Annotated in this window: 19 protein-coding genes; 16 read left to right on the forward strand and 3 right to left on the reverse strand. The window is 39.2% G+C overall.

Translation table 11 applies throughout. From position 1 onward, the window contains the following. Positions 1 to 56: 56 nt before the first annotated feature. Genes ABYK18_RS05595 through cbiB form a run of 14 tightly spaced genes read left to right on the forward strand, consistent with a single transcriptional unit; the run spans position 57 to position 12,206 of the window. Positions 57 to 209, forward strand: a complete 153-nt coding sequence (locus ABYK18_RS05595; RefSeq protein ID WP_373035667.1) for a hypothetical protein — start codon at positions 57 to 59, stop codon at positions 207 to 209. A gap of 48 nt (positions 210 to 257) precedes the next feature. Beyond that, positions 258 to 2,156, forward strand: coding sequence for a TonB-dependent receptor (locus tag ABYK18_RS05600; protein ID WP_373035668.1), 1,899 nt, complete (start codon positions 258 to 260; stop codon positions 2,154 to 2,156). 8 nt (positions 2,157 to 2,164) lie between these two features. Continuing rightward, positions 2,165 to 3,004 carry an ABC transporter substrate-binding protein gene (locus ABYK18_RS05605; protein ID WP_373035669.1) on the forward strand — a complete coding sequence of 280 codons (840 nt, stop codon included), beginning with the start codon at positions 2,165 to 2,167 and terminating at the stop codon, positions 3,002 to 3,004. Next, positions 3,001 to 4,056, forward strand: a complete 1,056-nt coding sequence (locus ABYK18_RS05610; protein ID WP_373035670.1) for a nicotinate-nucleotide--dimethylbenzimidazole phosphoribosyltransferase — start codon at positions 3,001 to 3,003, stop codon at positions 4,054 to 4,056. Before ABYK18_RS05605 ends, ABYK18_RS05610 begins: the two co-directional genes overlap by 4 nt. Before the next feature lie 15 nt (positions 4,057 to 4,071). Beyond that, the gene (locus ABYK18_RS05615; RefSeq protein ID WP_373035671.1) at positions 4,072 to 4,566 is read left to right on the forward strand and encodes a bifunctional adenosylcobinamide kinase/adenosylcobinamide-phosphate guanylyltransferase; all 495 of its coding nucleotides are present in this window, start codon (positions 4,072 to 4,074) and stop codon (positions 4,564 to 4,566) included. After that, positions 4,563 to 5,285, forward strand: a complete 723-nt coding sequence (locus ABYK18_RS05620; protein WP_373035672.1) for an adenosylcobinamide-GDP ribazoletransferase — start codon at positions 4,563 to 4,565, stop codon at positions 5,283 to 5,285. The genes ABYK18_RS05615 and ABYK18_RS05620 overlap by 4 nt, the downstream gene beginning before the upstream one ends. Then, a complete protein-coding gene (locus ABYK18_RS05625) occupies positions 5,282 to 5,845 on the forward strand; it encodes a histidine phosphatase family protein (RefSeq protein WP_373035673.1) in 564 nt (187 codons plus the stop codon). The genes ABYK18_RS05620 and ABYK18_RS05625 overlap by 4 nt, the downstream gene beginning before the upstream one ends. Continuing rightward, a complete protein-coding gene (locus tag ABYK18_RS05630) occupies positions 5,838 to 6,569 on the forward strand; it encodes an ABC transporter ATP-binding protein (RefSeq protein WP_373035674.1) in 732 nt (243 codons plus the stop codon). The genes ABYK18_RS05625 and ABYK18_RS05630 overlap by 8 nt, the downstream gene beginning before the upstream one ends. Next, entirely contained in the window at positions 6,562 to 7,527 is a 966-nt protein-coding gene (locus tag ABYK18_RS05635) for a FecCD family ABC transporter permease (RefSeq protein ID WP_373035675.1), read from the forward strand. The genes ABYK18_RS05630 and ABYK18_RS05635 overlap by 8 nt, the downstream gene beginning before the upstream one ends. Then, on the forward strand, positions 7,524 to 8,156 hold the full coding sequence (gene bluB / locus ABYK18_RS05640) for a 5,6-dimethylbenzimidazole synthase (RefSeq protein ID WP_373035676.1): 633 nt from the start codon (positions 7,524 to 7,526) through the stop codon (positions 8,154 to 8,156). The genes ABYK18_RS05635 and bluB overlap by 4 nt, the downstream gene beginning before the upstream one ends. Next, positions 8,102 to 8,944: a phosphotransferase gene (locus ABYK18_RS05645; protein WP_373035677.1), complete on the forward strand. Its 843-nt coding sequence runs from the start codon at positions 8,102 to 8,104 to the stop codon at positions 8,942 to 8,944. Before bluB ends, ABYK18_RS05645 begins: the two co-directional genes overlap by 55 nt. Beyond that, entirely contained in the window at positions 8,941 to 9,936 is a 996-nt protein-coding gene (locus ABYK18_RS05650; RefSeq protein WP_373035678.1) for an aminotransferase class I/II-fold pyridoxal phosphate-dependent enzyme, read from the forward strand. Before ABYK18_RS05645 ends, ABYK18_RS05650 begins: the two co-directional genes overlap by 4 nt. Further along, on the forward strand, positions 9,923 to 11,308 hold the full coding sequence (locus tag ABYK18_RS05655) for a cobyric acid synthase (RefSeq protein WP_373035679.1): 1,386 nt from the start codon (positions 9,923 to 9,925) through the stop codon (positions 11,306 to 11,308). Before ABYK18_RS05650 ends, ABYK18_RS05655 begins: the two co-directional genes overlap by 14 nt. Continuing rightward, a complete protein-coding gene (gene cbiB, locus ABYK18_RS05660; protein WP_373035680.1) occupies positions 11,301 to 12,206 on the forward strand; it encodes an adenosylcobinamide-phosphate synthase CbiB in 906 nt (301 codons plus the stop codon). The genes ABYK18_RS05655 and cbiB overlap by 8 nt, the downstream gene beginning before the upstream one ends. On the opposite strand, the gene ABYK18_RS05665 is transcribed toward cbiB, so the two are convergent. Further along, positions 12,171 to 12,998, reverse strand: a complete 828-nt coding sequence (locus ABYK18_RS05665) for an alpha/beta hydrolase (RefSeq protein WP_373035681.1) — start codon at positions 12,996 to 12,998, stop codon at positions 12,171 to 12,173. The two genes, cbiB and ABYK18_RS05665, sit on opposite strands and share 36 nt — an antisense overlap. 12 nt (positions 12,999 to 13,010) lie before the next feature. Beyond that, complete coding sequence (ald, locus tag ABYK18_RS05670) at positions 13,011 to 14,114, reverse strand: alanine dehydrogenase (RefSeq protein WP_373035682.1); 1,104 nt, start codon at positions 14,112 to 14,114, stop codon at positions 13,011 to 13,013. A gap of 98 nt (positions 14,115 to 14,212) precedes the next feature. Here ald and ABYK18_RS05675 point away from each other — a divergent pair, with 98 nt between their 5' ends. Continuing rightward, a complete protein-coding gene (locus tag ABYK18_RS05675; RefSeq protein WP_373035683.1) occupies positions 14,213 to 15,208 on the forward strand; it encodes an MBL fold metallo-hydrolase in 996 nt (331 codons plus the stop codon). A gap of 22 nt (positions 15,209 to 15,230) precedes the next feature. Continuing rightward, positions 15,231 to 16,820, forward strand: a complete 1,590-nt coding sequence (locus tag ABYK18_RS05680) for a methyl-accepting chemotaxis protein (RefSeq protein ID WP_373035684.1) — start codon at positions 15,231 to 15,233, stop codon at positions 16,818 to 16,820. A 6-nt stretch (positions 16,821 to 16,826) separates the two neighbouring features. Here the strand turns inward: ABYK18_RS05680 and ABYK18_RS05685 are convergent, their stop codons facing one another. Then, positions 16,827 to 19,619: an SUV3 C-terminal domain-containing protein gene (locus ABYK18_RS05685; RefSeq protein WP_373035685.1), complete on the reverse strand. Its 2,793-nt coding sequence runs from the start codon at positions 19,617 to 19,619 to the stop codon at positions 16,827 to 16,829. Positions 19,620 to 19,717 lie beyond the last annotated feature (98 nt).

Raw genomic sequence — 19,717 nt, forward strand, 5'->3', positions numbered from 1 at the left:
ACTAAATTAACTATTATTTAACTACAATTTCAAAAAATAAAAGAGATGCCCGTATCATGATGCCTAAAGGTTTTGGTAAAAACTACTTTTCACTAGCAGCAATACAAGCCCATGTTTCACAACAAAAGATTGTGGCATTGTATGCATCTACTTCGACTCTAAGCGGAAAACCTCTTACTATAAAAATAACTTCACCTCCCGCAGCCTAATCTTTAAAATAACAAAAACAAAAACTATACAAAAGATTAAGGTCAACCATGAAAAATATAAGATTATCAATAATATTAGTTGCTTTTTTAAGCTCACTTTACGCCCAAGATGCAAAGACAGTGGTTCTTGAACCACTTAGCATCACATCAACCGCCATCAAGACAGACGAGTTAAAATCTACGGATGCAGTTGAAATATATACACAAAAAGACATAGAAGAAGCTCATGCCCAAAACATATATGAGTTCTTAAACTCTCAAACTTCAATGATAGCAACTCCGAGTTACGGGAACCAGTTTAACCAAAAGGTTGATATGAGAGGTTACGGAAATGACGGTTATCAAAACATAGTGGTAACTATCAACGGTCGTAAGATGAACAACGTAGATATGGTTCCCTCAATGCTCTCTTCCATCTCTCCTTCTTCTGTTAAAAAGATAGAAATCATAAAATCAAGCGGTATCGTTGTCGGTGGCGACGGTGCAAATGCCGGTGTAATTAACATTGTGACAAAACAGAGCAATGACAAGGAAATCTCTTTTTATCTGGGAACTTACGGCACGGCAGATGCTTCATTTTATCTAGGTCATAAAGATGAGAAACTCTCCGTCTCTGCAAGCGGTGAAGCACAAAAAAATTCAGGAATCAGAGATATTGACACAGCAGGAAATAAAGATGAAAACAAATTTTCAACAGGATCTTTCAACCTCTCATATCTTGCTACAGATGCGCTGGAACTTAGCTTTGGTGCTTCATTTGCAAGAACCGATGTCATCTACGGAAGTAGTCTTACAAAAGATGAGTATGAAAGTAACCCGATGCAAAAAGGCTCAGGTTCTGCAACTCACCAGACATATGACAGCGATGTTCTAAGCGGCGGAGTCAAATACTACATAAACGATGATCTCTCTATAAACGCAAATGTCAATCAAGAGAAGAAAAAATCAAACTATATCACTTACTCTTCTGTGACTGATTACAACTACAAATCACTATCTGCATCTGTGGATTATGCAACAGATGCATTATCTATAAAAGTAGGGATTGATGGATTTAACGGAGAACTTACGAGACCGACTCTTGAACTATCAAAGAAAAATCAAGCCGGATATATCATGTCTCAGATTAGGCTTGATGAACTTACCCTAAAAGCAGGATACAGATATGAAACTGTAGAGTTTGACAAACAAGGCGGCGAAAATGTTCGCGATATCCTGCACGGTGTAGAGTTTGGTCTAAATCAGACACTAAGTAAAAACAGCTCAGTTTTTTTCAACTATGCCCGCTCATACCAGTCAGCTTCTCTTGATAGACTATTTAGCTTTTTTACAGGTACTTACAAAGGTTATGTTAACCCTGCAAAAGCCCACAACTACACACTTGGATATAACCACATCACTAAAACAAACAAGTTCAAAGCTGCTATTTACTATGTAGACTTAGTCAATGAAATCTACTACAATGCTCTTACATTTAAGAACACAAACATAGACAAATCGCACAAATACGGTCTTGATCTGTCTGACAAACTTTTAATCACCGACGAGTTCAATGTTGTGCTTAACTACAACTACGTTCAGGCTATTATGGATGATGAAATAGATGGAGCAAGTAATTATTCGGGTAATTATCTTCCAGGTGTATCAGACCACAATGTTAAAGCTACTCTTGGATATACTCCAAACAAGTTCACGACTGTCGCTCTAACTCAAACATACCGTTCAGAAGCTTATTCGGCAAATGACTTTAACAATAACTTGTCTCAAAAACAAGAGCCTTATATGAGTACGGACATCTCTGCTACTTATGCACAAAAGGATTGGGAAGTTTTTGCTAAAATAAACAATATTTTTAATCAGTCAAACGGTTTATGGATTAGAGATGATGCCATCTATCCTGTAAACTTTACAACTACCGCCATTGCAGGCTTCAAACTAAAATACTAGAGGATTTCATGAGTACCAGAATTATCTTATTCATTCTTTTTATTGCACTGAACTCCCCGGCAAATGAGAGGATCATCTCTCTTAGCCCGTCTCTGACAGAGATAGTTTTTGCACTTGGCAAGGGTGATTCTATAGTCGGTACTTCTTCGTACTCTTTGTATCCAAAAGAAGCTCAAAAGATTCCTATTGTCGGAGGCTATGAAAACCCCAACGTTGAAAAAGTCTTGGCTCTCTCACCGACCTTGGTAGTCGGTCAGGATTTCAGCCAAAGCACACTTGAGAAGCTGAAATATTTTAAAATAAAAACATTGATGTTAAACCTGCGAACTATTGATAATATCAAAAAATCCATAACTATACTGGCATCTGAACTCGGTTCAAAAAAAGGCGGTAAGCTCGTAGAGGATATCAATACGGCGATAAAAAAGGCTTCCAAAAACAAGACACCACATAGTGTGATGATAGTCTACGGACTCAGAGACGACCTTCGCTCATCCACTTACATTGCGGGTCACGGCATATTTTTTGAAGATATCATAAAACTCAGCTCAAACACCAATGCTTACACGGCAACCTCGACTAACCAGCCCGTCTTAAACTATGAAAATATCATAGCTCTAAACCCGGACCAGATTATCATCCTGCATTCACATGCAACCGAACCAAACGTAGATGTAAAAAAAGCACTAAAAGCGTGGCAGAGCATCCCTACAAATGCTTCAAGAAACAATAATATATCCATAGTCGATGAAAACTACCTGCATATACCGTCTCACCGTGTAGCACTGACTATCAAAAGACTATCAGACGAGATGAACAAAAATTACAACTCAGGAAATCAACAATGAAAACTTTTAATATATTCACAAATGAACTTGACTCTCTTCCACAGGGAAAAGCAGACTTTTTACTAGCCGCATCTGTTACGCGTACCTGCGAGATAGAAGGCATCACGCAAGCCGGAATACCGGGCAAAATTCCTCTGACTCCTACTTTGGATGCCGAGTTTATAACAAATGAGAAAGTATTTTCAATGCCAGAACTGGCAGAGACTCCAAAAGGCGTTCCGACTCCCGCACTCATGACAAGAGCCGCTCATAACCTGAATCCTTACTCAAACATTGAGATCCTAAATCTGGGTCTGGATGTCATCCCTCAAAACGCTCCGATTCAAAACTTCGACATAAAACCTTCGGACTCCGTTGCAACAGGTGCAAACATTGATGCAAAAGCCGTCTTTGAAAAAGGTATGACTGCGGGAAGAAATTATGAGCTAAAAGGAAACTATCTTATCTTGGCAGAGAGTACGCCCGGCGGAACAACTACAGCTGCGACTACGGCTTTAGCTTTAGGGTATGACTGCAGAGGCGACTTTTCTTCGAGCTTTTTAAACTCTCCCGACTCCATCAAGGAAAAGACTATTGATGAAGCACTTTCACTTATAAACGACGATATGAGCAATTTTGAGAAGCTCTCTCTTGTAAGCGACAACATGCTTATCTTTTGTGCGGGATTTTTGCTTGAAGCTTCAAGAAGATTTCACGTTGTTTTAGCAGGCGGGACGCAGATGGCATCTTGTCTTTTGGTGGCCGACAAACTCAGAGAAGACGTTCTTATGAGAATAAAAAGTGAAAATATCTCAATCGCCACTACCTCATGGGTGGCAAATGACAAAAATTCGGATTTAAAACATATACTCTCGCTTCTTAGCTACACTCCGCATGCACTCCACACAAGCTTCTCTTTCGCAGATGCAGAGATTCCGGTATTGAAGCTTTATGACGAGGGAGAGGCTAAAGAGGGTGTTGGAGCAGGAGCAGCACTTGCTTACGCCAATACTAACGGTGTGACGAACGCAGAACTACTGGATGCTATTGAGCTTCTGATATACAATATGTAAAGAGGAGCGGTTTTTATGAAGACTCTATTCATCGGCGGCATTAAAAGCGGTAAATCCCTGAATGCTCAGAAATATATACTTGAAAACTCCGATGCGAAGCCCATATATCTTGCAACCACGGAGTTTGTAGATGCCGGCATGAAAGAGAGAATAGATGCTCATAAACAAGAAAGAGGCGATGATTTCATCACTCTTGAAGAACCTCTTAAAATACATGAAGCCGTAAAAAACAGCTCAAGCCCTGTACTCATCGAGTGTGTCAGTATGTGGATAAACAATATGTTCTATCACGGTCACACACTTCTTGATATGCTTCAAGAGCTTGAGAGCATTTTAGAACTGGACAAGACAATAGTCTTTGTCCTTAACGATGTAGGTTCCGGGATCATCCCGGACAATCAACTCGCACGCGATTTCATAGATGCTAGCGGAAAACTCTCTCAGCTCATAGCAGGCAGATGCGATGAAGTCTACCACACCATCGCCGGTATCTCTACGAGGATAAAATGAAAAACTTCCTCAAAGGTTTTGCCCTCGCTGTCTCAATGATGACAAGCGTCCCTTTTTTCAAAGTCCATGATTTTAACAAAGGCATAAACGGCTATGCGGTTTTGTTTTACCCTCTTGTAGGTTTCTTACTCGGTCTTATCTTGTATGGAGTTTATTCACTTTTAGAAGGGCATCTTCCGGATTTGCATCTTGGCATCATCATCTTCGCTCTTTGGGTAATACTCACGGGAGCTTTGCATCTCGATGGATTCAGTGACACCATAGACGGACTTTTTGTCTCAAAAGAGCGTGCTCTAGAAGTTATGAAAGACCCAAATACCGGCGGAATGGGCATGACATTCACAGTTACCTTTCTGATATTAAAAGCTTCATCTTTAGCCGTTTTCGACGATTTTTATCTTCTTCCCGTTGTTTTGCTTCTTTCCCGTTTTAACGTCGTCTTGGCCATATATATATTTCCCTATATCAGCAAAGGCGGCATGGGTACTTTGGCAAAAGAAGAGTTAAAAAGCTCTCAGGTTTTTACGGCTCTTATGTACATAACCATTCTCAGCATCTCTACTCTTGGTCTCTTTCTTCTAAGCCTAGTTGTCTTGTTTCTTATCAAGACATTTTTTGTGCGAAGATACGGCGGTTTTACCGGAGACATCTACGGTTTTAGCATTGAGGTGACCGAGCTTGTCCTGCTTAATGCAATACTGCTTGGAATCGTAGTATGAGAATAACTCTTGTTCGCCATGCAGAGGTCGAAGAAAAATATATCGGATGCTATAATGGTCACATAGATATCGGACTCTCAGATAAAGGTTATGCAGATGCAAAAACTCTGAGTAAACACTTCAATGCATCTGAGTTTGATGCCATCTTCTGCTCTGATTTGAAACGTACAAGAGAGACTTTAAAACAGTTTATTGATAGTGATTCTGTCATCTACTCAAAAGAGCTAAGAGAGAAATTCTGGGGAGATTATGAAGGCATGCGTTTTGAAGAGATAATCTCTCAGACTAAACTGAACTATATAAATTTCGAACAGTGGATAGAATCTCTTGGCGGAGAAAGCATAGAAAAGTTTCACTTCAGGCTTAAAAGGTTCTTTTTTGACTTCTTGCTTCAGATAGACAAAGAGGATATTTTAGTAGTGACACACAGCGGAGTTATAAAGACTTTTATACATCTGCTTCAAGGCATAAGCCTCGAAGAAGCCTTTGGCATCTCAGTTCCTTACGCTTCGTATGTAGTGTATAATAGTGAAACTAAAAAGCTGGATTTTCATGATTAGACTAGACTCTCTTAGTGTGAAGTATGACAACAAGACTATACTAAAAGATATCTCTTTAGGCGTTGAGAATCATCTAAGCATCCTCGGAGCAAACGGTTCTGGAAAAAGCACTTTGGCAAAAGCACTTTGCAATCTCATAGAGTATGAGGGAAGTGTTAGCATCGATGGCAAAGACATCAAAGATATGACGCTAAAAGAGCGGGCAAAACTGCTTTCATACATCCCTGCAAAACTCGAAGTCTACGACTCTTTTATCAGTGTTGAAGAGTTCGTGCTTCTTGGAAGATTTGCCCACAAACAAAACTTTTTGGACTACTCCCACAAAGATAAAAAAATCGCTCAAAACACTTTGGAGTTTTTAAAGATCTCGCATCTTGGCAAACACACTCTAAACTCTCTTAGTTCAGGCGAAGCACAACTTGTCTTAATAGCATCTGCCCTCTGCGCACAAAGTAAAGTCATCATCTTGGATGAGCCGACGGCAAACCTTGATCCGCACAATGCCAAAAAAATAGCACAGCACATCAAAGGATTAAAAGATTATCATCAAGTCATCCTCATCACGCACGACTTGCATCTGGCGGCTTTCATAGACTCGCCGACTCTGTTCATAAAAGACTCGGATGCGACTTACTTTGAAAAAAAAGAAGAGTTTTTTAACAACTCAACGCTTGAAGAGCTTTACGGTGTAGAGTTTGAAGATCTGGCGGTGAGATATGAATAAGCTTCTTGTCTGGTCTTTACTCTTTTTTGTGCTTCTTGCATCTCCGTTTATCGGAGCAGTTGATTTGGATGTCAGCAAAGTTTTCAGTGCCGATACACTTCAGCACTCCATATTTTTTGACCTAAGAGTTCCGCGTATTTTGTTCGCTTTTGCAGCCGGGAGCATCTTGGCTCTTAGCGGTCTGCTTTTTCAGACACTCTTTAGAAACGCGCTTATGACTCCCTACACTCTTGGCATCTCAAGCGGTGCGGTTTTGGGCGCAGGTATTGCCATAAAACTCGGTCTTGGAAGTTTTATGTTTGGCATCGCGGCTGTCAGTGTGTTTGGCTTTATGGGAGCAATGATGACAGTCTTGCTGCTTATCTATCTGGCAAGATTTTTAAAGCACTCACACTTTGAATCACTTTTGCTTTTGGGTATAGCACTATCTCTTTTTTACACCTCCGCTCTTATGGTCATCTTCTACCTCGGCGACACAATGCAAAACGATATGCTTCTTCGTTTTACCATGGGTTCACTCTCCATCATCGGCTGGATGCATCCAATAACGGTAGGAATCATCGCCTTTATACTATTTTTGGCAATATATCTTTACCGTTACGAGCTTCAACTTCTGGGCATCTCGGATGAGAGCGCAAGACTTCGCGGAGTAAACACAAAAAAGATAACTCTGACACTTCTCATAGTCTCATCTCTAGCCATAGGAACACTTGTAAGCATTAGCGGTCCCATAGGTTTTGTGGGGCTTATAGTTCCCCACATAGTCGCAAAACTTCATCCTGCAACCGTGAACAACCGCATAACCAAGACTGCTCTGTTTGGCGGTTTTTTTCTAGTCTTTTGTGACACCCTCACAAGAGGTCTGCAGACTCAAAGCGAGCTTCCTATCGGGATAGTCACGGCGCTCATCGGCGGACCGTTTTTCATATACCTGATAATCTCTAGGAGCAAAAGATGACCTTTACAAAAAAGGACGGGCGAAATCTCCTAAATATCATGAAAAGCAGACGAGATGTAAGAGGAAACAACTTTTTAAGCAAAAAAATATCTGATGATGACTTAGAAAGCATACTCAAAGCAGGAATCACGGCTCCATCTGTAGGTTACTCTCAACCTTGGAAATTTATAATCATCAATGATGAGAATATTAAAAATGACATACGAGCCAACTTTGATATTGAAAATGAAAAAGCAAAAGAAATTTTCAAAGATAAAGAGATTTACAAAAGCTTAAAACTTGAAGGCGTAAAAGAAGCACCAATCAACATAGCCGTACTTTATGAAAATCCCAATGAAGCTACCATCGGCATGACAAGCATGCAAAAAATGGGCGAATACAGCGTTGTTTGCGCTGTGCAAAACATGTGGCTGATGGCAAGAGCTCTAAACATCGGTCTTGGCTGGATAAGCATCTTGGATGAGAAAAAAGTGCTTAAACGTTTTAATGCTCCTAAAAACACCCAACTGGTTGCTTATCTGGCTCTTGGATATGTAAATGAGTTTTACAGCGAGCCTGAATTAAAAACTATAAAATGGAAAGAAGAAAAAAGACTTCAAGAGTGTGTCATGGAGAACTCATGGGCGTAAAAACCACCATCACTCTAAAAGAGCTAAACAGGCTTTTTCCCTCCTACGGTTTTACAAAACTGACACCGACCGTGTCTGGCATAATAGACACGACTTACATAGTTTTTGCAGATACCAAAGGTTATATCTTAAAAAAGTATGAGCGGGACATTCAGCACAAAATAGCACTTGATATAGAGCTTTTAGATGATTTAAAATCAGCCGGGTTAAATGTCCCTCTCTGCCTTGATAACAACGACGGCTGGTATATCTACGAAAAACTCGAAGGAAAACACCCAACGAGTGTTAAAAGCTATCACATCCAAGCTCTTGCAAGATTTATGGCTAAGATGCACAAAGAGACTTCAAAGATAAAGTGCACAACAAACATGCTCGTAGAATATGAAGTCACGCAGGCTCTAAAGTATGTAAAAGAAAACTTTTTTGGCTACTACAAAAGATTTGAGTTTTTGAAAAACTTCACTCATAACCACGATGCCATCATCCACGGAGATATCTTTAAAGACAACACTATTTTCAACGGCAAAAAAATAGGCGTGATAGATTTCATAGACTCATCATGCGGAACTTTTGCTTATGACGTTGCAGTTGCACTTGTAGGTTTTGATGCAAGAGAACGCAACGACTACTTCATAAATCTTTTTTTGAAAAACTACAACCAACACGCTCCAAAAAAACTCAGCAAAGCTCTTGTAAAAGAGAAGATGAGATTTGCCGCAAACTTCTTCGCACTAAGAAGAGTCAACGAATATAAAAACACTAAAAGAGCCAGAGAGCTGCTAAAATGAAACACGGTGCTAACATATACAAATACGCTTCACAAATCGGATGCAAGGCAAATGAGATAATCGACTTCTCATCAAACATAAACAGCTATCATCCGCGCATCGATATAACACCCACTAACAACATGTTAGTAAAATATCCTGACTCTAACTACGGCTCTTTAAAGAGTTCAATCGCGAAAAAGTACTCTCTGAAAAAATCTCAGATCGCTCTTTACAACGGTGCAACTTCTGCAATCTTTGAGCTGTTTAAAACATTCAAAAACAAGAAGACCTATCTCTACGCTCCGCTCTATGGAGAGTATGAAAAAGCAGTGCAAAACAAGAGTAAAATTCTAAAGATAAACCGCTTTAAAAATCTCTACAAAAAACCAAAAAAAGGCTCCGTTGTAGTCTTTGTAAATCCATCCACTCCAGATGCAAATCACTACGATTTAACCAGACTTTTTGGCATCTGGAAGGCACAAAAGTGCATAGTCGTACTAGATGAATCGTTTTTGGAGTTTGAAAATCTCCAATCTTTGAGAAACCAAATCAACTATTACAATAAACTATACATAATCCAATCCTTTACCAAGTTTTATGCCTGCGGCGGAGTAAGAATAGGCGCTGTTTTCTCTCATAAAAGCAATATAGAGAAGCTAAAAACACCATTGTGGAACCTCTCGGCTTACGATGCAGAGTTTTTAACAAAAAGGCTCCAAGACAAGAAGTTTGACAAGCAAAGCGCAAAGCTTCACAAAAGACACAAAAAAGAGCTTTTAAATATTCTGCAAGACTCTAAACTCTTTAGCAAGATTTACAAGAGTGATTCAAACTTTATCATGGTAAAATCTAAAAAATCAAAAGAGATATTTGAGCATCTGTTGCGTCATAAAATCCTGGTAAGGACTTGCGGAAGTTTCGACTTTTTAACCAACGACTATCTACGCTTCGCAGTCAAAGACTCTAACGCTCATAACAAACTAAAGAAGGCACTAAATGAAATCTGTTAGCATATTCGGAACAAGCAGCGATGCAGGAAAATCTACTCTATCTTTTGCCATAACCTACCTGCTTCACCATCGTGGCATCTCTGTTGCTCCTTTTAAAGCACAAAACGTCTCAAACAATTCTCAGGTTACGGATGCTGGCGGGGAGATTGCCATTCCTCAGTATTTTGCCGCCGAGGCAATCGGACTTAAGACCACTCCTGACATGAACCCTGTTTTATTAAAATCCGGCGGAAAGTCAAAAGCTCACATGATAGTAAACGGTAAAAGTGTCGGTGACAAAGATGTCTGGGATTATTACCGAGATATCAAAACTCTCCAGCCTCATGTGAAAAAGGCATTTTTGAGACTTCAAAAGAAATATGAGTGCATCGTGGCTGAGGGAGCGGGTAGTCCTGTTGAGTTAAACTTGATGGACAAAGACCTCTCAAACATATACATAGCAGATGAGTTCAACACCAAAATCATCTTAGTTGCAGACATACAAAGAGGCGGTGTCTTTGCATCTATCTACGGAGTCTACCATCTGCTTCCAAAAAAACTTCGCAAAAATGTCATCGGCGTGATTGTGAATAAGTTTCAAGGAGACATGTCACTCTTTGATGAAGGTGTGAAAATCATAGAAAAAGAGTTTAACATCCCTGTTCTTGGAGTCGTACCTTTTAAACCTTTTAACCTTGGGTTTGAAGACAGCGAATCCATCATGAACTACGTTCAAGATACAAGAGATTCAATCATCAAAGTCGGAGTTATCAAGCTTCCTCACATCAGCAACTTTACGGATTTTGAACCGCTTGTGGTCGATAAAGAAGTGGAACTCTCTTTCATCTCAAACGCAGGTGATATGGCATCTTGTGACTTGGTCGTTCTGCCTGGAAGTAAAAGGGTTGTGGATGATTTGGAGTGGCTTAGAGAAAGAGGCTTTGAAGAGAGACTTAAGTCTGAGGAGCAAAAAGTAGTTGCTATCTGCGGCGGTTACGAGATGATGTTTGAGAGGATTTTAGACCCTGAGTGTGTCGAGTCGGATGCAGAAGTCACAGAGGGTTTCGGACGGTTAAAAGGTGATGTGATTTTCCAAAAAGAAAAGATAGTAAAAAAAGGTTCATATAGAGTTTTTAAACACATCATCGAAGGCTATGAGATTCACAACGGCATTGCAAAGAAGAGATGCAAGTCAAAGAAAAACCTATATGGGACTTTCATACACGGACTTTTTGATTCAGATGAGATAAGAGAGATGATCTTCTCAGAAATAAACCCCAATTACAAAGGCTACAACTTCAAAGAGTTCAAAGCAAATGCCATAAAAGAGTATGCATCTCACATAGACAAGCACATAGATATGGACAAAATCCAAAAAGCCCTAAATGACTAATATCTTAACAGCTCTGCTTGCCTACTTTATCGACAGACTCTTCGGTGAGTTCAAGTTCATCAAACATCCCGTCATAATCATCGGTGGGCTAATCACTTTCTTTGAAGAGAGATTTTACAAAAACACTGTTTTTAGGGGTTTGTTACTTGTTTTGTTTGTTTTGGGTTCGGTTAGTTTGATCTCTGTTGGCATCTATCTCTACCTGGCGCAGATAAATATTGCACTAAACATCATCATATCTTCATTCCTTGCATCTATGTTTCTAGCTCACAGGATGCTTTATGACTCTGTAAAAGAGGTTTTAGTTAGCCAAAACAAGAAAGAGGTTATCTCTATGTTAGTATCACGCGATACTGCGCAGATGAATGAGAGCGATATCTACAAAGCATCTATCGAGACATACGCGGAAAACCTGAGTGACGGAGTCATCGCTCCTCTTTTTTACCTCACACTTTTCGGTCTTCCGGGCATCATCATCTACAAAGCTGTAAATACTATGGACTCGATGGTCGGCTACAGAAACAAAAAGTACGAGAACTACGGAAAAGTTGCTGCAAAACTTGATGACATTGCCAACTACATTCCTGCAAGAATAACCGCTGTTTTGATTATGTTTTTGTTTAAACAAAAAGATATTTTCTCATTTTACAAAGACGGACAAAAGCATGACTCGCCCAATGCTGGCTATCCCATAACCGCAATGGCTCTTGGTCTTGGCATCTCCCTTGGCGGAGATACTTACTACTTTGGAGAGTTAAAAAAGAAACCATACTTCGGAGAAGGCACAAAAGAAATAAAAGAAGCTGATGTAAAAAAAGCCCTCTCTATACGAAACAAGACAGATGTTACAGTTCTTACACTTCTAACTCTGGCTTTTGTCTTTATCAAGCTCTTGTAAAAACTTCTTTAAGGCCGGGAGATATATATCTTTTGATTGTAAAAAGCCGTGATTATGATCTCCACTTATCTTTACAAAAGTTTTTGGCTCATTGGCATTTCTAAAGACAGCCTCACCAAACCTGTATGGGATAATGTCATCATCAACGCTGTGAACAACCAAGACAGGGCAGTTTATATCTTTTAAGTACTTTGTCGTCTCATACTTAAAACGAATCAGCATTTTCGGTACATAAGAATATATATCAGACACAAGCTCATTCACCGTAGTAAAAGTAGACTCAAATATTATGGCTTTTGGTTTTAAAGTGCTTCCAAGATTAGCGGCTATCGTCCCGCCTAAAGACCTGCCGAAGATAATGATATCTTCAGGTTTTACACCCTTGTCTTTTAAGAGATACTCCCATGCACTTTTTGCATCGTCATATGTGTTCTGCTCATTTGCACTTCCCTCGGAGTTTCCATATCCTCTATAGTCAAAAATAAGAACATTCATTCCCAATGAGTTAAATAGTTTTATAGAATCAAGACGATGAGAGATATTTCCTCCGTTTCCGTGAAGAAAAAAAAGTGTCGTCTTTGCATCTTTTTTCGGAACATACCAGGCATGGACCTTTACATCTTCATCTACTTTTATAAAAATAGATTCATACTCAAGTCCGATATCGTGAGGATTCATATCTATATCTTTTGTTGGGAAATAGACAAGTTTATGTTGGAAGATATAGATTACGGCACTAAAGACTATATATCCGACCACCAAGGTGAACAGGAACATTTTTATCAGTGCCATAAATACTCCTTTTTAGAGTTTAAGCTCTTTAAAGGCTAAGCCTAATACCTCAGCAACTGCTTCATTAGTTACTTCACCTTTGTATACATTTACGCCAAGTGCAAGCGATGCATCTGCTTTTATGGCATCTACGGTTCCCTCGTTTGCCAGTTTTTTAACATATGAAAATGTGGCATTACAAAGAGCGACAGTGGCCGTTTTGGGATAAGCTCCGGGCATATTTGCAACACAGTAGTGAAGCACACCCTCTTGCATAAATGTAGCATCTCTATGGGTTGTCGGTCTTGAAGCTTCGGAGATGCCGCCTTGGTCTATGGTTACATCCACCAAAACGGTTCCGTTTTTCATACTCTTTAACATCTCGCGCGTTATTAGTTTAGGTGTTGTCGCTCCGCCATGAATAAGCACGGTACTTATGACTATGTCTGCATCTAGAAGTTCTTCTTTGAGTTTTTGCTCAGAGTAAAGAGCTGTTTTTACATCAGGCAGAGTCTCTAGAAGTTTTTCAAGCTTTGGAGATGAGCGGTTGATCACGGTTACGTTTGCACCCATCCCGAATGCAATTTTTGCAGCATTATACCCCACATTTCCTGCGCCGATGACCAGTACATTTGCACTCGACACGCCATCTGCACCGCTTATCAGAAGACCCTCTCCTCCTTCAAAACGACTCAGGTGAAATGCACCGACCAGAGGAGCCATCTTTCCGGCTATCTCACTCATCGGTTTTAGCAAGGGAAGCTGCTCGCCGATCGCAACAGTCTCGTAGGCGATGGCACACACTCTTTTTTCTAAGAGAACAGATACAAGTTCAGGCACGGGTGCCAGATGCAGATAACAAAAGAGCGTATGTGCTTCATCGAGCAAGTCGTACTCTGCCTTTTGCGGTTCTTTTACTTTAACTATGAGTCTTGCACTTGAGTAGAGTTCTTTTGCATCTAAGACTATATTTGCCCCGGCTTTTTCGTAGTCGGCATCACTAAAGCCGCTGCCGACTCCGGCATCTTTCTCTACAAAAACAACATGTCCCTCTTCAACCAGAGATGCTGTATTTTCGGGAGTAAGACCGACACGAAACTCATCAATCTTTTGTTCTTTTGGACAACCTATAGTCATATATTCTCCTCTGAAGGAATTGTGCCTTATATTGAGTAGTATACTATTTATGACTATAATATTCAATATGAAAAATATTTGTCTATTGAGGAAAAAATATGAAGCTGACTTTTTTAGGTACAAGTGCCTCAAAACCTACAAAAGAGAGAAATGTATCTGCTCTTGCTCTGGAATTTGACCAAGACAACAAATGGTATCTTTTTGATTGCGGCGAAGCTACACAGCATCAGCTCCTAAAAAGTTATCTCTCTGTCTCAAAACTAAATACAATCTTCATTACGCATCTTCACGGAGACCATTACTACGGTCTTCCCGGTCTGCTCTCTTCAAAAACACTAGACGACTCTCTTAGTACTCTTAGCATCTACGGACCTTTAGGCATTAAAAAGTTTTTACAATGCAGTGTCGGCATCTCGGAAGAAAAACTGGGTTATAAACTAGACATCATCGAGTTTAAAAGCGGTGATGAGTTTAAGTTTGACAAGTTCTCTTTAAAAGTCCTGCCTCTTGTCCACTCCATAGAGAGTTTTGCTTTTTACATCAAAGAAGATGACATAACAAACAAGATAAACGAAGAAAAACTCAGAGCACTAGGAATAAAACCGTCTGCACTTTACGGTGAATTAAAACGGGGCAAAAGAGTTGAGTTTAACTCTCAAATACTAGAACCAAAAGAGTTTATGCTCAAACCAGTTCCCGGAAGAAGACTCATTATAGCTGGGGACAACTCACAGCCTGAAATATTAGATGATTATCTGAAAGAACTTGACCTTTTGGTTCATGAGTGTACTTACACACAAGAAGTTTATGATAACTTACCCGTAAAGTTCATGCATACTACGGCAAAAGATTTAGGCTCCACAGCGCAGAAGATGCGGGTAAAAAACCTTATAGCCAACCATATCAATCCCAGATTTAACAAAAACTCCGACATGGATATAGATGTGGTGTATAATGAAATAAAACAAAAGTACAAAGGAAAACTGTTTATAGCAAATGATTTTGACGTATATGAACTTAACAGAAACGCTTTAATTAAAAAGCTTAAACATAAAGGAAGTTTAAGTAGTTCTTCTGCTATAATCTTGGATTAAACTATATTATTAGGAACTCGTAATGCTCAAAACAGTAAAGTCTAAAGTAATCACCTCAATCATTTCACTTAGCGTCATCGGTTTGCTCGCTATAACTTACTATCTCTCATCAACTCTTCAACATTTATCCGAAAAAACTGCGAAACAATCTCTCGCAATGCTTAGTGAATCAATCTTTCAGACTATGACTGGCAGCATGATGATGGGTGATAGTGCCATTGTTCAAGATGCTTTTAAAGCAGCTAGAAAAATTGAGGGTATCGAAAGCCTGAATATTTCAAAATCAAAAGCCGTTATGGAGATATATGCTCCAAAAGAAACCTTTACAACAGATGCTTTGATAAGAGACGTTCTGACAAGCAAAAATACAAAAGTAATAGAAACCAATGAAAATGGGCATCACACTATTCGTATGATTAGACCTATGGTTGCTGAGACAAAATGTCTTGCGTGTCATTACAATATAAAAGAAGGTTATGTTTTAGGAGCAATGGATTTAGTCCTTTCACTGGACAAAAATGATGCTGAAAATGAAGCAACGGAAGCTACTCTTCTTATTGCTCTTATTATCGGAGCCATATTATTTACGATCGGTGCAAGTATCTTTTTCACAAAAGAGATCTTCACTCCTCTTTCAAACTTAAAAATTCGTATCGCAGCGCTTGTAGGCGGGGACAAAGATTTAACTAAAAGACTTACTCATAGACATGATAACGAGTTTGGTGACGCTGCAAAAGAAGTAAACAAATTTATAGAGATGATTCAAGATACGGTGAATGAAGTAAAATCTCTGGGTGTTAAAAATACAGCTATTGCATCTGAGATAGAGCAATCAAGTCATGTAATTCGAGAAAGCACCTCTCAAGAACGTGAGATTGTTGCTACGACTACTCAAAAAAGTATCTCTATTAAAGACCTGCTCAGAGAGAACATGCAAGCTTCGGAAGAGACACAGAAAAATGTCAAAGAGGCTCATGATGAACTTACAACAGCAAAAACTTCTCTAAGCGCACTAAGTAACGAAGTAAACTCTTTTGTAGAGATTGAAAATGAACTTTCAGGTGAACTAGTAGGTCTTAAAAATGACGCTGACCAGGTTAAAGAAGTTCTAAATGTTATCAAAGACATTGCAGAACAGACTAATCTTCTTGCTCTAAATGCCGCTATTGAAGCTGCGCGTGCAGGTGAGCATGGACGTGGTTTTGCCGTTGTAGCAGATGAAGTTCGTAAACTTGCCGAGAGAACACAAAAATCTTTAACAGAGATAGATATCAGTGTTGGCACAATCGTACAGTCAATCAATGATGTAAGTGATAAGATGCATGAAAACGCAAAAAATATTGAAAGTTTACTCAATATATCTGACGAAGTAGAACAAAAAATCAGTACAACTTCGGATGCTATAAACAGTTCAACAAAAGTCGCTGACAAATCGGCAAAAGATTCGGTTGAGATTTCAGCCAATATTGAAGAGATTATCGAAGATATCAGTAAAATAGATGTACTCTCAACTGCCAATAATACAAGCATCTTAAGCATTGGTAATGACTTAGAGAAACTTGTATCTGTTGCTCAATCCCTTCAATCTACAATAGACGAGTTTAAAAGTTAAATAACTTTAAGCTCTTCTTCCCCGCCTTGCACCTTTACCGGTGTAGTTTTTCTTAAAACACGACTGGCAGATGCTGTATTTTGAGTTTACAGGAAGCGGTGCCGTACAGATTCTACACCTTTGAACAAAGTGACTTTGCTGCAAAGACTCTTCTATATACTTGTTTAAAATCCATCTGGTTTGCCGTGCTTTTTGCTCATCCAAAAAATAGTCCTTAAAACGGTAGCTAAGCCATAAATAAAGAGATATCTCTTTAACCATGTCTTCCGCTCTTAAAAGCTCATCCGTAGTCCCGGCATAAGTGCCGTTTAGTACAGGTGGGGTATAAATAACCGGCAGTTTTTTCTCCAATGCCAAGATATAACTCTCAAAAGATGCAATGATGTAAGGTGACTTCAAAGTAAGCGGTGCACAGGCTAAATGATACTTCATAGCTATATCCAAGTCGTAAGTATCTACAATCAAAGCGGCTTCCATCATGTCATCTAAGTTAGATGCGCGAAATGGTCCGTTAAACTCCATGTTTTCTACAAAGAATTTTAGTATCTCACTGAGTGAGTTCTCTTCCAAAATGCTTGAAACAAGTTTTATATGTTCCAAGTTTGCCATTACCTTAAACGGAATAGTAATCTCTTTTGGCTCTTTGAAGAAGTTTTTCTTTATGATACGCAGAGTATCCATGTTTAGCGCTCCAACAAAACCCTCTTCGTTCATCCCGTATCGACCGGCACGACCTGAAATTTGAAGGATTTCAGATGGAAAAAGATTTCTCTGAGTGATGCCGTCAAACTTCTCGGCTTTTGAAAAGAGTATGGTCTTTATGGGTAAGTTCATACCCATGGCTATAGCATCTGTTGCGATAAGTATCTGCGTTTCTTTCTCTCTAAACCTTCGAGCCTCTTCACGTCTGACTTCAGGAGATAAATTTCCATATACGACACTGACACTGAAATAGTGTGAAAAATCCTGTTTTAGTCGAAGTACATCTTTTCTGCTAAAGGCGATGATTGCCGTACCTTCTTCAACGTCTTTTGGGTTCGTCGGGAATTCTAAAAGTGTAAGAGGGTTTTTTCTCTCAAACTCGATGATCTCAAGCTCTTCACCAAGATACTCTGCAAGTGCGACTATAGCATTTTTTGAGTTTGAAGAACCGGTCATGATAATCTCTTTTGCAGGCGCTCCGATAATTGCATTTGCCCATGCCCAGCCACGATCGCGGTCATCTATCATCTGTACTTCATCTATGACACAAACATCAACATCAACATCGAAGTTTAGCATCTCAATGGTCGAACTTATATGAGTGGCATCTTCGTTTATGAGCTGTTCTTCTCCTGTTATAAGAGAACTTGCTACGCCGTCAGTTTTCAAGCTCTCATAACCCTCTAACGCTAAAAGTCTCAAAGGTGCAAGATAGTAACCGGTATCGGCTTGTTCTAGTTTTTTCATGGCCGTATATGTCTTGCCGCTGTTTGTCGGACCTATGTGGAGAATGAGTTTTCTTCTCATCCCTCTAGCCATTGGAAAAAGATTTTTAAAATCACGGATAGTACGAGCTAAAAGAGCTTGTCTTTGTTTTTTAATAATCTCATCATGAGTATCTATGACAAATGCTCTTATTGTTTTTCTAGCTATCTTTGAAGTAAGGTTTAGGGATTCCCCAAGTCTGTCCAAGAGAGAGGCATATACTTTTTTATGAAGTTCTTCTTGGTCGAGGTGCAAAAGTGCTGCATAGTGTTCACACTCCTCGACCAAGTCTTTTAAGCTTTTTAAAAAGTCCTCTTCCTGATGTGTTTTTGCATCTGCTATGACATCTTCAAAATCAAGTTTCTCAGACTCCCAGATATCTTTTAAAAGACTCTCCAGATCTATGTGAATATCTAAAATATAACCATGCGTAACGTCTGAATATGGAAGCAAAAAACCCTCGTTTATGTGAACTAAAAGTTCTTCCTCATGCAATTCCAAGTCGACGACGTTTAAGTTGGTAGAAATAATGGAGTGAATAACACTCTCTTTTAAAAGCGGGTAAGATGTCTTTATTTTTGGCGGTGATGCACGAAACGCGGTTACTATCTCTTTTTGAGTCAAATAAGCATGTTTCTCAGGCAGATTTTTTATAAAAGTGTTTATCTCGTTTTGTTTGGCTCGAACTATCTTTTCTTTATCTTGCTCAATCTTGGCAATGATGATTTCATCGTCAGTATTTTGAATATAGTCGTCACCGTATGCTTTTGTACTAAGTGTGAGTATTTTATGAAAACTCTGTCCGTAAAGCACATAATGCAGAGATGCATTGAACTCCAGAGTATCGTCAGTATCAAAGATGCCATCAAGAGCCTTTTGCAGCTTCGCTCTTTTTAACTCGAACCTGATATGTTTTAGTTTTGACTCCATCTTGGCAATGGTAATCTTTTTGCTTCTTACTTCCATAAAGGCATCACTAAGCAGTGCTGCTTCTTCGGGAGTGACATCCAGTTCTTGAAGCATTGCTTCTATCTTCTCATGTCTGTCTAAGTTTGGTTCTTTCACTCTATCTGATTTGTAGACTTTGTTATCTCTTGCAAAAAAGTTTAATATGTCTGAACGATAACCCGCATCTGCTTCACTCCAAAGCATTCGTGCCGCTTTTACAAGAACTTCTTTGGAATGCTCGATATCGTAGATTCCAAGAGTTGAAAACATCTCACTAAGAGTCTCAGAACTTACTCTCTCAACTCCTACATCAAAAGGATCCCCGTCAAAATATTTTTTAATTCTCTGGTTTATTTTACTGTTTTTTTTATTTTTATGTCCCATGTGAAATTGTAGCTATAAATGGGTAAATTGGTGCTGTTGTTTAAATCGTGTTTTAGATATTAAAAGATTTTGCTATAATCAGAAGATATAAAATAAGG

It is taken from the genome of Sulfurimonas sp. (genome assembly GCF_041563495.1).
Lineage (GTDB): Bacteria > Campylobacterota > Campylobacteria > Campylobacterales > Sulfurimonadaceae > Sulfurimonas.